The sequence below is a fragment of the Moorena sp. genome (assembly GCF_982860115.1).
Window position 1 is genome coordinate 23,983 of record NZ_CEYLVT010000051.1, and the last position, 13,498, is coordinate 37,480.

General features: G+C 43.2%; 11 protein-coding genes. 4 read left to right on the forward strand and 7 right to left on the reverse strand.

What is annotated here, in order from left to right; genetic code table 11:
* Positions 1-14: 14 nt before the first annotated feature.
* Both AC4II3_RS11435 and AC4II3_RS11440 read right to left on the reverse strand, forming a co-directional pair.
* Positions 15-1,403, reverse strand: coding sequence for an NCS2 family permease (locus tag AC4II3_RS11435; RefSeq protein ID WP_488011088.1), 1,389 nt, complete (start codon positions 1,401-1,403; stop codon positions 15-17).
* A gap of 160 nt (positions 1,404-1,563) precedes the next feature.
* Positions 1,564-1,833, reverse strand: a complete 270-nt coding sequence (locus AC4II3_RS11440; RefSeq protein ID WP_488011090.1) for a hemolysin XhlA family protein — start codon at positions 1,831-1,833, stop codon at positions 1,564-1,566.
* 142 nt (positions 1,834-1,975) lie between these two features.
* Between AC4II3_RS11440 and AC4II3_RS11445 the strand changes: the two genes are divergently transcribed.
* The 4 genes from AC4II3_RS11445 (at position 1,976) to AC4II3_RS11460 (ending at position 5,611) form a co-directional block, all read left to right on the forward strand.
* Positions 1,976-2,281 (forward strand): SET domain-containing protein, encoded by a 306-nt coding sequence (locus AC4II3_RS11445; protein ID WP_488011092.1) that lies wholly within the window; start codon positions 1,976-1,978, stop codon positions 2,279-2,281.
* Between the two features lie 49 nt (positions 2,282-2,330).
* Positions 2,331-3,059, forward strand: a complete 729-nt coding sequence (locus AC4II3_RS11450; RefSeq protein WP_488011094.1) for a class I SAM-dependent DNA methyltransferase — start codon at positions 2,331-2,333, stop codon at positions 3,057-3,059.
* Positions 3,060-3,123: 64 nt separating this feature from the next.
* Positions 3,124-4,347 carry a diaminopimelate decarboxylase family protein gene (locus AC4II3_RS11455; RefSeq protein ID WP_488011096.1) on the forward strand — a complete coding sequence of 408 codons (1,224 nt, stop codon included), beginning with the start codon at positions 3,124-3,126 and terminating at the stop codon, positions 4,345-4,347.
* Positions 4,348-4,804: 457 nt separating this feature from the next.
* A complete protein-coding gene (locus AC4II3_RS11460) occupies positions 4,805-5,611 on the forward strand; it encodes a Uma2 family endonuclease (RefSeq protein WP_488011098.1) in 807 nt (268 codons plus the stop codon).
* Positions 5,612-5,737: 126 nt separating this feature from the next.
* Here the strand turns inward: AC4II3_RS11460 and brnA are convergent, their stop codons facing one another.
* From brnA to AC4II3_RS11485, 5 genes are all read right to left on the reverse strand, one after another.
* Positions 5,738-6,031: a type II toxin-antitoxin system BrnA family antitoxin gene (gene brnA / locus AC4II3_RS11465; protein ID WP_488011100.1), complete on the reverse strand. Its 294-nt coding sequence runs from the start codon at positions 6,029-6,031 to the stop codon at positions 5,738-5,740.
* Positions 6,032-6,130: 99 nt separating this feature from the next.
* Positions 6,131-9,607, reverse strand: a complete 3,477-nt coding sequence (locus AC4II3_RS11470) for a tetratricopeptide repeat protein (RefSeq protein ID WP_488029129.1) — start codon at positions 9,605-9,607, stop codon at positions 6,131-6,133.
* A 42-nt stretch (positions 9,608-9,649) separates the two neighbouring features.
* On the reverse strand, positions 9,650-10,729 hold the full coding sequence (locus AC4II3_RS11475; protein WP_488011104.1) for a tetratricopeptide repeat protein: 1,080 nt from the start codon (positions 10,727-10,729) through the stop codon (positions 9,650-9,652).
* Positions 10,702-11,970 carry a tetratricopeptide repeat protein gene (locus AC4II3_RS11480; RefSeq protein ID WP_488011105.1) on the reverse strand — a complete coding sequence of 423 codons (1,269 nt, stop codon included), beginning with the start codon at positions 11,968-11,970 and terminating at the stop codon, positions 10,702-10,704. Before AC4II3_RS11480 ends, AC4II3_RS11475 begins: the two co-directional genes overlap by 28 nt.
* 611 nt (positions 11,971-12,581) lie before the next feature.
* On the reverse strand, positions 12,582-12,794 hold the full coding sequence (locus AC4II3_RS11485; protein WP_488011107.1) for a hypothetical protein: 213 nt from the start codon (positions 12,792-12,794) through the stop codon (positions 12,582-12,584).
* Between the last annotated feature and the right edge of the window lie 704 nt (positions 12,795-13,498).

A 13,498-nucleotide genomic window follows, 5' to 3' on the forward strand; every position in this document is an offset into this window, starting at 1 on the left:
TGATAGCTGATAGCTTAGGCTCCTACTAAGGCAAACTTGAGGATAAATACTGTTGCTAAAATCCACATGGCAATTGTTGTTTCGTGAACTTTACCCTGAAAAGCCTTCAACAGAGGAAAGGTTATTAAACCGACAGCTAATCCATCAGCAATGGAGTAACTTAAAGGCATGATCAAGATGGTGAGAAATGAGGGAATTGACTCGGCTGGATCGTCCCAATGGATTTTTCTAACACTTGGGATCATCAACACTCCAACCATGACTAAGGCTGGTGCTGTGGCAAAGCTGGGAATGGCAGATAGAAAGGGAATGAAAACTATGGATAGGGCAAATAAAATGGCAGTAACAACGGCAGTCAAGCCAGTGCGTCCCCCTTCTAAGAGTCCTGAGGCAGACTCAATATAGGTGGTTACTGTAGAGGTGCCTAAGATTGCCCCAGCAGTAGTACCGATTGCATCCGCCATAAAGGCTCGGGACCCATGGGCAAATTCCCCCTTTTGATTGATATAACCGGCTTTGACTCCCAGTCCAGTTAGGGTACCAACGGTATCAAACAGATCCACAAACAGTAGCACAAATAGAATACTCAGTAGTTCCCAGATATTGGTCTGAAGCACCTGTGACAGACCTACAAATGCCTGACCCAGTAAATCTCCTGGCCATTGGGGTAAGGCAACAATTCCTTGTGGCCAAGGGGCTATCCCCACAATCCATCCTAGTAATGCGGTGGCAAGAATACCCCACAGCAGTGCTCCGGTAATGCGTCGAGCGATCAAGGCTGAGGTAATTAGAATACCGACAATGGTTACTAATGTGGCTGGCTGAGTCAAATCTCCCAAGGTAGTGGTAGTTGCCTGAGACTGAGCAATGATACCTGAGCTATTGAGACCAATATAAGCAATAAATAAACCAATGCCTGTGGTGGTGGCTTGTTTAATACATTCGGGAATTCCAGTCACAATTTTACGGCGAACCCCAGTAACCGTAAGCACTATAAAAATTAGTCCTTCAATGAAAACCGCAGCCAGAGCAACCCGCCAATCTATGCCTAAACCCAATACTACTGAAAAGGTAAAGTAGGCATTGAGACCCATGCCTGGTGCTAGGGCAAATGGATATTTGGCATACAGTCCCATCACTAAGGTTGCCAAAGCAGCTGAAATCCCGGTGGCAATCACTAGTTCCCCAAACAAATCCTTGGGTTGTTGGAGAAAAATGGCATTGGACAAAATATCGGGATTGACCACGAGAATGTATGCCATGGTGACAAAGGTGGTTACTCCCGCCAGAATCTCCGTACTAAATTTGGCTTGGTGTTGTTGAAATTGGAAAAATTTAGCGATCGCATTGGTATCTTCCACGACTTTACGGGGTTCACTCAACGGGTCAGATTCTGGAGTCATGGCAAGGCAAGGGTAATCAATCTGCTGCTAGCATAGTGGTTTTTTGGCAAATGCGATGTTCCAAAAGAACCGCTTTCGGCAGAGCCGACGCTGCGCGAACGCGAACGCTAACTATAAATCCCTAATCTCTGCTGGCTCCAATCCATCCTTTGAGAATAAATTAGGGTTTACCTGAAATTACAAAACGACCAACAGCTACCACAAAACCGCCAACTGCTGTGACCAAAATGCCGATCAATGTCCAAATTTGTGCCTTGGTTGAACCTTTTAATTCTTTGACATCCGTTGCAATCGCGTCTACTTGTGTCTCTACTTTTATTAGTCTTTCGTTTATCTTATTGACATCTTTTTGAAGGCTGTCTAGCTTCCCGTTTATGTCTTTTAAGACTTCCTCTAAGGAGTAAGTAATTGTTATGGCTGTCTCGCTCATGGGTTAAACTCCTAATTGATTATTGGTGATGTCATATACCCTTGACTTTTATTGCAAAATATTTTTTACAAAAATACCAAATAATTGTATACTAGCTTAGTTTGGTAATACTGCATCCAAAGAATTTGGCTGAGGTAGTTATATGGATGACTTGGTGAAAAACTATATCGCTGAAAAAAACCTAAACGTTGCATCATGGGCCGAGCTCCGGGAGTGTCGTAAAACTGGGAGCAAATCCCTACACACCACTGTCGAGTTTATGCCCGGACAGGTAATCTGTAAATTTGGCGCAAAAAAGAGCCTAGATCGCCCTAATTATTTAACCGTCAAAATTGGCGATTGCCAACATATTATTCTCGAGCCAGAGTTTTTGCAGTATCTCAATCATAGCTGCACTCCCAATGTATTTTTCGCTCCAAGCGATCGCGTTGTCCTAAACTTGGCTTGATAAACAGTTTCAATCAACAGTATAAAATAACATTAGGAGAGCTACCACTATGAATAAATACGATGACATTGCCGAGTATTATGACTCCACTATGAAGAGTGGGTATTACGACTATCCGAAAGAATCTCAGTCCCTCGACTCTATCCTCAAAGGCCGGAAAAAACTTCTCGAAATAGGGGTGGGAACGGGATTACTTGCAGAAAAACTGCTCGAATTAGATCCCAGCTATGAGATAACTGGAATAGATTTTACTCCTGCTATGTTAGACCGGGCTAAAGCTCGTTTGGTAAATCGGGCAAAGGTAGTAGAAGGTAATGTGTTATCAATGGATCTACAAGAATCTTTTGATGGCATATATTCCCATGGGGGTCCAGCAGGTGTATGTCGGGTTGGTAAGGATTACCACTTATACAGTTTTCTGCCCAATTTTGAGGACACCGTTAAAATGTTAAACAATATTGCCCGCCATTTAGTTGACGGAGGCTTGTTTGTACTTAATATTCAAGCCGAAGAAATTGATGCAGATGGCGAGCAAGAGATTGGCAACGGCATTGTTTACGCTCAGCAAAAGCATCTCGATTTCCTAGACAATCAAGAAATGTACTTTTGGGAAACAGACTATCGTTTCAAAAAAGAAGGTAGAATAGTTGCTAGCGATCGCCATAAGTTCTTAATGGTGTACGGCCAACTTCTAGAAGATACCATGAATGCGGCAGGTTTTAAGTGGAAAGAGGCGACTCCCGACGATTTATATATGGTTTACCAGAAAGTTATGTAATATCAAGTTTGAGTGCGACGCAACGAGAAAAAATTATTCACAACAATTAAGATTTGGCAGTAGCATGATCTCAAAAGACGATAACAACCAAGAAATAAAAGATGGATGGCGAGATGATGTAACTGAATTTAGAAATTGGATGAAAATTATTCCAACTATTCCTGAGACATTGTTCAAGATTGCCAGTGATATTCCCACCCCGGCACTTGTGTACGACCTAGATGCCATCACTGAAACTGTAACAGCTTTACGAAACGACCTCAGAAAAATTCCGAATAGTGAGCTTTGTTTGGCTGTTAAAGCAAACCGCTGCCAATCTGTGTTGCGTCATATGGCTAAACTTGGCCTAGGAGCAGACATTACCACCATACAAGAGCTAGAGGCTGCCATGGAAGCGGGGCTGTGGCCAATCTACTCTACAGCACCAGGCTTCTCAGTTGCCGACCTTAAGCGTTTGGCAGCTGAGGGTGTAATTCCAGATTTGTGCAGTCTGTCTCAGTTGCGTGTCTGGTGTGAAAGCGCTAACCCAGACAAAAGAGTTGGGCTTCGACTTCGCCTTCCTTTTCACGAAGATTCCAAGGCTAAGAATGTAGTAACCAGGTGGAGTAGATTTGGAGTTGATCCAAAAGATTCCGGTCTACACAGCCTAATACAAACCCATAAGCTTGAGGTCGTCCATCTTCATGTTCATGAAGGTGAAACTTTTTCAGAAGCAGATCTACATCAGACCCTTGATTTGCTAGTATCTTGCTTGGAAATCTTTCCTAAAGTTGAAGTGCTCAATCTCGGCGGCGGTTGGGCTTACCTGTTCCATCTGCAAAAACCTGAAGCACAACGGGTTTGGGATTTAGTAAATAAAACCATTACTCGTATCAACAACCAGCGCCAGCAACCCGTGCGGCTTGTGATTGAGCCAGGAATGCTATTGACTATGATGGCGGGCTACCTGGTTGCGGAGGTCAAAGCAGCAGACGATCATCCCTCTGGGCATCGCATTGTGGTTTTGGATACCTCTGCTTGGAACTTGATGTTCTGGGCACCACGTCCAGCAGTTGCTCAGATCCCTTTCCGAGAAGGACCGATGTTGGTGCATGACCTCGCAGGTTGTACCTGTTATGAGACAGATTATTTTTGTCTTAACGAAAAGATGGCAAGAATAGAGGTTGGTGACCGCGTGATCTTGAATGCATCGGGTGCCTACACCAGCAGTGTGGCACGGAGTCTGCATGGACTACCAATACCGAAAGAGTTTGTCATTCGCGACAACCGTCTATGCCTGGTTGAGTGATCAAACCTGAAATAACAAAACCACCGACAGCCACCACAAAACCGCCAACTGCTGTGACCAAAATGCCGATCAATGTCCAAATTTGCGCCTTGGTTGAACCTTTTAATGCTTTGAAATCGGTTGCGATCGCAAAAATCTTTTAAGTCACTCCCTGCCAGAAAGCGAATTTATAAACCTCGATTAACTGTTTGGTTGATTGTTTGACTAGTCTGACAAGCACCAAGGAGCAAGAGAACAGAAGAGACCGGTACCAAAGATAGTTTCCAAGAGATTGAAGGGAAAATCTTGGGGAGATTGCTATAATTAAACATTACACATCCCTTAGTTGTTGAATCTAAGATCAAGCACCAATTAAATTATAACACGTTTGCTTCACAAAAAATCTGTTAAAATGGTAGTTTTTTATAGGGTGTGATAAGATAGAATAGGCTTCCAGTATTTGGTGAAAATTTTTCCTATGATTCAGCAAATTACTCCCACCACCGATGACATCTTCTATCCCGAAAGTGACGGGAAACCCATGGCCGACAATACCCTTCAATTTGAACTAATTACTACCATTAAGTATGGCCTGGAAGTCCACTTCAAAGATGACCCCAATGTATTCATCGCTGGGGATTTGTTGTGGTATCCAATACAAGGACAACCCAAAATCAACCAAGCCCCTGATGTGATGGTAGTTATCGGTAGACCCAAAGGCCATCGGCGTTCCTACAAGACCTGGGTTGAAGATAACCTTAATCCCCAAGTGACCTTTGAAATTGCATCAGAAACCAACACTATTAAAGAATTAGAAGAAAAGAAACTCAAGTTTTACCAGACCCATGGAGTAGAAGAGTACTATCTCTATGACCCAGATCGGACAAAACTAAAAGGCTGGTTGCGTTCAGCCGAAAAACTAGAACCAATCCCCCAGATGCGAGGTTGGGTGAGTCCCCGTTTAGGAATTACCTTTGAGTTAGTAGCATCTCAATTGGTACTGTATTATCCCAATGGTGAGCCTTTTGCTAGCTATTTAGAAATTAGTGAGCAAAGAGAACAACAACGTCAACGAGCAGAACAAGCGGAAGAAGCTTTAGAGCTTGAAAGGCTCGAAAAACAACATGCATCACAACGAGCAGAGCTCGAAAGGCTCGAAAAAGAACAAGAACGCCAACGGGCAGAACAAGCAGAGCAAGCTTTAGAGCTTGAACGAATTCGTATGAAAGCATTGTTGGAGCAATTAAAAGCCAAAGGGATAAATCCCGAGGATTTTAACCTATAATCTCTAGCAATTATCATCATGAGTGAGATACAAATGTTCCCTGTTCCCTAAAATCTATAAATCGTGTACCTCATAGCTATGATAATTGCTATATAATCGTTTTTGGAGCCGCTAAAAGCGATCGCACTAAATTTCTGATTTCATCTGCTTCTTAGCAAGATAATGTTCGTCAAGGGCGCGTCTTAGCATCATTTTAATCACAGCAGATCTGCTAATGTTGAGTTCTTTTGCCATTTTATCGAGTTCGGTGAGCATAGGGCTAGGAATTTCCACCTTTGTGGTTTCTATATCCTGTCTTCTTCGTGAAGTCATCTGACGCCGTGTTCCGACTCTTGTTGTTGTGGAGTCAAAATAGCGGTCTATAACGTCTTCTCCTGCTTCAATTTTTTGTTCAATTTCTTCAATAGAAATATTGTTCATAAATTTCTCTCTCCCTTCAAAAGTTGACTTTTGTGATTATCCCAATCAAATCGCATTTTTTACCATAACGCCCTAAAATAACGATATTACTTTGCTTTGTTACAATCCTAATTTTAGGGGATCCTCCCGACTCCCGACTCCCGACTCCCGACTCCCGACTCCCGACTCCCTACTTCGCCGCCATAGAACGCCAATTCCCAGAAGAAATAAAACTCCACAGCCATAGAACGCTAATTGCCAGAAGGAATAAAACTCCCCAGCCATAGAACGCCAATTCCCAGAAGGAATAAAACTCGCCCAATAATAGGGATGCTGATAATCTCCACTTCCTAACATTTGCAACTGAATCTTTCGCAAAGCCTCAGAACGGCCTTGGTTATCCTGCAATCCTTGATAATAAGACACCATTAGATCCTTCGTAGCCCGATCATCCACCTTCCACAAACTAATCACCTGGCTTTCTGACCCGGCAATCACCAACGCTCGACGCAACCCATAGATTCCTTCCCCAGCACTGATATTGCCTAAGCCAGTATCACAGGCTGATAATACCACCAGCTTTGTACCTGATAAATTTAATCCCGTTGCTTCTAAGGCTGTGAAGATGCCATCTTCTAGATCATTTTCTGGCTTATTGTCCTTAATTCCTGCTAATGCTAACCCTGACCAAAGTAGGAAATTATCCCCTGAAGTAAACTCTTTTGAATCAGGTCTCTGTTGGAAAAAACCATGGGTAGCAATATGTAGTATTCTGGGACGACTAACCTGTTTTAATACTGCTTCATTAGCTTGAGCACCTAACAACGGCTCCACACCAAGCATCTGGGCGATCGCGTTTACTTCCTCAAGAGTACCAGGTAAAGGCGGTAAGCTCAACTCTGAAGGATTTAAGTAACGTAAGCTGCGGGTTGCTACTATCTGGTTTTCCTCCCCAAGAGCACTAATTTGAGCCGAATTCTCAAAATCTGGTGCTCCCAAAAGTACTGGTTGGGTGAGCTTGGGATTGGAATTGGATAATCTCAGTAAATCCCTACCAGAGGTGAGGTAGGTAAAACGATAGCTTTCTACTAAATAACGGTTGTCTTCATCCACTAATGCTTCAAAAGGGATGAGGTTGAGGTCGCTGTCTGGAGACAGTAAAATCCTGCGGCTATCTCCCAACAAAGGACGAACTTTGGCCATCAGCTTCTCGTCCACATTGCGGGCTGCTTGTTTTAACAGAGGGATGGGAAGTTCTTTGGTTTGAAGGGATAATTCAAGTTTCTCCCACAGAGGTTTCAAAGCATCTACTTCCCCTAAATCAATGGCTTGGGGTGGGCCTTGAGAACGGAGTACATAGGCGGCATAACGGGGACTACCCCAGCTACTCTTTTTGGGGTTGTAGGGTTTGTACTCTACAAATTCTACCAGTGCTGTATCATCGGGAATGAGTTGTTGAATGGTTTCGATGGTGACTGGTTGATTGATTTGGGCAAATTCACGACTGCGCCGACTAATTTGTGCGACTAGTTTTTGTTCCTGATTGGCTAGGTCAGTTAGTCGAGTACGGTATTGTTCAAAGGGAAGCTTATCGGGTCGGTTGTAGGTGAGGTTAGCTAGTTGGGTACGAGTATCATTGAGTCGGTCTAGTAACTGTTGGCTTTGGAAATCTAAGCGTTGACGCAACAGTTGCTGACTATGGGTCAAGAAATCGAGTAAGCGACCTTTGCGACGCAGGATAGTGGTTAACGCTAGACCAGCGGCTCTTTCATGATCAGGAGCTGAGTTTAGGTGTAGAGAAATGGCTTCATCCCTTGTCTCAAAGATAGTTTGCATGTAGTCCCGTTTTTGCTTTTCAGCACCAGAAACGAGATTACGTTCCAAATTGAGTTCTTGGATGTCTAGTCCCTCTTCAAGAAACTTCAGGGCTAGCTCAATGTTTCCTTGACTATGATGTAAAACAGCCAGATTATTGAGGCTTTCTGCCACATCTGGGTGTTCGTTACCCAGCAACCGTCTCCTCATCTCCAAGGCTTGGTTATACAAGGATTCTACCTGTTCGTACTTTCCCATTGATTCGTAGAGTGCCGCCAGATTATTCAGGCTGGTAGCAACAGAAGGGTGTTCGTTCCCCAGGAAACGCCTATACATCGCCAAGGCTTGGTTATACAAGGATTCTGCCTGTTGGTACTTTCCCATTGATTCGTAAAGTACCGCTAGATTATTGAGGCTTTCTGCCACATCAGGGTGTTCGTCCCCCCGCAAGCGTCTCGTCATCTCCAAAGCTTGCTTTAAAGATTTTTCTGCGTCTTTGTATCTTCCCATGGATTTATAGAGTAAACCCAGATTGTTGAGACTAACTGCAATATAAAGATGTTCGTCTGTCTCCAGCAACCGTTTCCTCATATTCAAGGCTTGCTTTAAAGATTTTTCTGCGTCTTTGTACCTTCCCATGGATTTATAGAGTAAACCCAGATTGTTGAGACTAACTGCAATATAAAGATGTTCGTCTGTCTCCAGCAACCGTTTCCTCATCTCCAAGGATTGGTTATACAAGGGTTCAGCCTGTTCGTACCTTCCCATTGATTCGTAGAGTCCCGCCAGATTATTGAGGCTTATTGCCAGAGATAGGTGTTCGTCTGTCCTCAGCAACCGTTTCTTCATCTCTAAAGCTTGCTTTAAAGATTTTTCTGCGTCTTTGTACCTTCCCATTGATTTATAGAGTTCCCCCTGATTATTGAGACTAATTGCCACATCAAGGTGTTCGTCCCCCCGCAACCTTATGAGCATTTCCAAAGCTTGCTTTGAAGATTTTTCTGCGTCTTCGTACTTTCCCATTGAATAGTAGAGTATCGCCAAATTGTCGAAGGTGTTTGCAACATATTGGTTTTCCTCCATCGGCAACCTTCTGAATATCTTCAAGGCTTTGCTATAGCTGGATTCAGCATCTTTGTACCTTAGGGTTAATAGGTATAATTCTGCCAGGTTATTGAGACTAATTCCCACATAAAGATGTTTGTCCCCCAGCACTTGCTGTCGAATCCTCAAAGCTTTCTGGGCGAGGTCAATCGCTTCTGAGTATTTCCCTTGCTGCTTAAGTTCCCATGCCTGTTGATTCAGTTGTTCAGCCTTGCTAAGTTGAATCTCTTCTACTGTGGCTGCTCTTCCACTTAGTTGATAGCTTCCTGTTTCTTCTGCTTTGGAGCTGGTGACTATTACTGTATACGTGCCACTGCTCGTTAAGCTGATGGTTATTTTGGCCTGGTTTCCTTCTCCTCCATCGTCATTTTCAGCAATTTTGTTCTCTTCTGGGTCAACTAGAATTAAGTAACTATCAAATTCATTACTACTCACTTCTATGGTGATGGTTTCTCCAGCTTTTCCGGAAAAGGTGTGGTACTGAAAATATTTTCGATTAATGTTGTGCTCTAGAACACCATTAACCGACCACTCCTGAAATGTTTCTGATTCTGATTGCTGTTGTTGGGCAATGGTAGTTTGTCCCACAGTGGGCAGGGGCGTAACTGCTGCTACGGTGATGACGCTAGCTAGAGCTGTTACCCAAATTTTTGGCTTTGTTAACCTATTTAAACTCATAATTGTACGCAATAACTAAACTCGAGAACTGCCTTGTAAAATTCAGATTCTCTGCTGTTGTAGTTGACGCACCTCTGATTCATCCCCTAACGCCCGATAACTGACCTGGGCTTTTTCCAACCATTGTAACGCTTCTTCTTTACTATCAATAATGCTAGTGATAATTACTAAACGCTTTTGTATTTCCGCTTGACTGTTTAAATCGGATACTGATTGAGCAAGTTCTAAACCTTTGAGGTAAAGCTCCTTTGCCAGTCGATTTAAGCCTACTTTTTTGTAGGTATCCCCTAGCAGTTGATAGGTTGCCACCAACTGATTACCATCTTTGATACTATTTTCTAGTAGCTCAATGGCATCATGTTTCAAATCTTCGCTGAAGTAAAAATGGGCTAGGGCTAAGGTTTTTGCTTCTTCACTTAACTGTTTTTGCTGGAGTTCCTTTACTTCGTTTAATAGGGTAGTGGCTTTCTTTGTATCCAGTACGGTAAAACCAAATACCCCTTCGTCTCTAGAACGTTGACCGTTGTCAGTCTCAACCATTAACCAATAATAACCAGGTGGTAGAGGCTGTTCCCCTGAATAAACAATTTCTGTTTCCTTAGTTTTGGTGGTCCAGTCTACATCTGATGCTTGTCCACGAACCCTAACAGAGTAAGTTTCTGCACTTTCAACAGGATGCCAGCGTAGGGTGGGTCGGTTGTTGAGTAAAGATGTGTTCCTGGGACTTAATAGGTAAGGAGTGTTTGGATTATTTACTGCCCTAGTATCGCCAGTATCGTCATCTGATTCAATTATTCTACCACCTCCAGGGGAGGGACAGCCTTCATTAACCGTTGATACTCTTCCTTTTGGTGCTATCCATTTTGTCCAGTTGGAACAGAAAACTTCAACCTTAGCATTTCGACCTACCAACAGCCTATCTTCCCCCCTGAGTACAGAACCAATAAAAGCTCGTTGAAACGTTGACCAATGGGGCTTCTGCAATTTGACTTGACTTGGAGGAGCCAAGGCGATAATTAGATTAAAGCTTGGGATTTGAGGTAGGGCGGGTTTGACCAAAGTGACTACCACACCTAGCCCCAGTAGAAAGCCAATTAAGGTTTTCCATTGTTTTGACCACATGATTGATTTTCCTCCTTTAATTTTTGATGAGCTAAGCCCAGCCACGGATCCTCATCAGGATTCGTGTTTATACCCAAACGACAACATTTTTGCCATTGGGTCAGGGCTTCGGTTTTCTGGTTTTGTGCTTGATATACCTGAGCTAATAAGCAGTGGGCTGAACCTGGATTGCTGATTTTTTCAATACCTTCTGGACTACTGCCTAAAAAGACGGCGCTCCGGAGAATTGGTTCTGCTTGCTCCTCTCGCCCTTGCTTGAGTAAAGCCCAACCCAAGTTTTTCATCAGGTTGTATCTAATTTTGATGCTTGCTTCCTCAGATCTATTGAAACCGTCTAAGAGTAGGGGGATAGCTAAGGAAGGTTTGTTGTTAAGAATATGCAAGCGACCTAAGTTGTTATAGGCTTTCACAAAACCGCCTTTTACGGCGAATTGGTATTGAGTTCTGGCTTTATCAAACTGTTGTAAATCTTCGTATACTAAAGCTAAGCTGTAGTGAGCTTTGACATTATCAGGATTGAGAGCTAAGGCTTGCATATAATAGGCTTCAGCACTGGCTAGTTGACCTTGGTTATAGTTTTCAAAACCTTTTTTATGGGAGAGATTAGAAAAATTGGGCAAACAAAAGCGAAAACCTAGCAAAATTGCCAGTAACAACACCGTAGCCCCGAGCTGGGCTTCCGCATGAAAATGCTTGGGAATACCCAGTCTGATTAATAATTTATCAAATCCTTCTTTTCCGGTTTCCGTTAGTTCGCTTCTGGCTTTTAATAAAGTCAAGAGACTGGGAAAAGCAATGGCTGCTGCACCTCCAAATCCAGTGCCTGCCATCAAAAAACGGGGCACAAGGTCGATTAACAGAGCGAGGTTCACTGTCCAACCAGCAATGCTCAATCCTCGCCATAACCAATCCCACCGTTCCCAGCGGGGATGCTCTGCTTCTGTGTCTAAATGCCACCACCAAGCTGTGTCTGGGGGTTTCAAACTAGTTCGCCAGCTAGCAAAATCAATAACCTGGCTAATCTGCCAAGCTTGTTGTTTGAGGCGCACATCCAAGGCAACAAGCTTTTTTTGTTGGTGATAAGAATAGTAAACTTGTGTCTGACCAGCAGCGTGAACAAAATCCCTAGCATTTAAAACCGCGATAATTTGCTCTTCAGACATCGGTGATGCTGAATTTTCCAGGTTATCAAGGGCTTTTTCGTAAGTCTTGAGCGCCTCATCTAAGGGAGGAGTAGTCATTTACTTGGTGGGTAAAAGATATAGGGTTTATATTTGAGTTGTGAACATAGAATTGATGGTAAAAGGGAGCAGGGAGTAGGGAACAAAAATTATCACAATTCATTGAGCATTACTATTCTGGAAACCATAAAATATCCCCTTATCTGATCTAGAGGGAATTGCAGCTGGCTCACATTTTTGTTACCGCTTATTATTGTAGGGCGCAGGCTCTGTAATAACAACCGTTAACATAGACGTTACACTTCCCACTCTCCCCACACTCCCGACTCCCGATTCCCGACTCCCGATTCCCGACTCCCTATCTCCCTATCTCCCTATCTCCCTATCTCCCCAGCCTCCCCACACTCCCGACTCCCAACTCCTAAAAAAAAATCGGTCAAGTTTGGGTTAACCCCAATCCTTGACCGAATTCTGTACTTTAACCTTCCACAAGTACAGCTCAAAATCGATAATTTCAGACCTCAATTATGGCATGATTCCCGAGTTAGTCAGCAACTGCTGGAAAGCAATAACATCCCAACTCATTTTGCTTCATGCTGCTTCACCCTCCTTCACCAAACATCCTTGACAATTCCTGATTTGCCAGGGGGCAACCCTGGCAAACTCCTATCTTAATCTACGTAAAAGTATCGAATCAAAAAGGTCATAACCTCACCAGGCTTTCCGGTCGGCTCCGGAGTGCTCCACTCGTCCGGCTTGGCATACTTCAGGGAATAAATCGCATTAATTGTTTTGCGAACCTTTTCAGGACAACCGATCAAAAGGAGCTTCGCTTTCTTGGGTAAGGCACCTTGGTTGTCGGAAGGAGGAAAATTGTTACTCATCTGAAATTATCTCTTGAGTTTGTTTGCATTATTAATTTATCAATAAATAAATATATTGTCAAGGGATTTTAGAAATTTTTTTTTATTAGGAAATGGGGAATGGGGAATCGGGAATCGGGAATCGGGAATCGGGAATGGGGAATCGGGAATTGGGAGTTTTGAATCTAATTCCCCCCTTTTTTAAGGGGGGTTAGGGGGGATCTATGTACCTAAGTTAAAAAGTGACATGCTCCCCGACATACCGACATTAAATAACTCTAAAATAGGAGTTTTTTGTCTAGATTTTTAATAAGATTACTGGTCTGGTGGGCAGTGCCTAATAACAATTCAAAACCTCACAATCCTGTTGCTATCCACTGCCCACCCTACATCTACATATACTGATATGGTGGGCAGTGCCTAATAACAATTCAAAACCTCACAATCCTGTTGCTATCCACTGTCCACCCTACATCTACATATACTGATATGGTGGGCAGTGCCTAATACCAATTCAAAACCTCACAATCCTGTTGGTTCCCACTGCCCAGCCTACATCTACTAGATTTTTAATAAAATTACTCCTCTGGTGGGCAGTGCATAATAACAATTGAAAACCTGACAATCCTGTTAGTACGCACTGCCCACCCTACATCTACATATACTGATATGGTGGGCAGTGCATAATAACAATTGAAAACCTGACAATCCTGTTAGTACGCACT

Excerpts from the sequence above, each read along its gene's own strand:
- AC4II3_RS11435 (WP_488011088.1), bottom strand. The coding sequence starts at position 1,403 with ATGACTCCAGAATCTGACCCGTTGAGTGAACCCCGTAAAGTCGTGGAA.
- AC4II3_RS11485 (WP_488011107.1), bottom strand. The coding sequence starts at position 12,794 with ATGAGTAACAATTTTCCTCCTTCCGACAACCAAGGTGCCTTACCCAAG.
- AC4II3_RS11440 (WP_488011090.1), bottom strand. The coding sequence starts at position 1,833 with ATGAGCGAGACAGCCATAACAATTACTTACTCCTTAGAGGAAGTCTTA.
- AC4II3_RS11460 (WP_488011098.1), top strand. The coding sequence starts at position 4,805 with ATGATTCAGCAAATTACTCCCACCACCGATGACATCTTCTATCCCGAA.
- AC4II3_RS11470 (WP_488029129.1), bottom strand. The coding sequence starts at position 9,607 with ATGAGTTTAAATAGGTTAACAAAGCCAAAAATTTGGGTAACAGCTCTA.
- AC4II3_RS11480 (WP_488011105.1), bottom strand. The coding sequence starts at position 11,970 with ATGACTACTCCTCCCTTAGATGAGGCGCTCAAGACTTACGAAAAAGCC.
- AC4II3_RS11445 (WP_488011092.1), top strand. The coding sequence starts at position 1,976 with ATGGATGACTTGGTGAAAAACTATATCGCTGAAAAAAACCTAAACGTT.
- AC4II3_RS11455 (WP_488011096.1), top strand. The coding sequence starts at position 3,124 with ATGATCTCAAAAGACGATAACAACCAAGAAATAAAAGATGGATGGCGA.
- brnA (WP_488011100.1), bottom strand. The coding sequence starts at position 6,031 with ATGAACAATATTTCTATTGAAGAAATTGAACAAAAAATTGAAGCAGGA.
- AC4II3_RS11475 (WP_488011104.1), bottom strand. The coding sequence starts at position 10,729 with ATGTGGTCAAAACAATGGAAAACCTTAATTGGCTTTCTACTGGGGCTA.
- AC4II3_RS11450 (WP_488011094.1), top strand. The coding sequence starts at position 2,331 with ATGAATAAATACGATGACATTGCCGAGTATTATGACTCCACTATGAAG.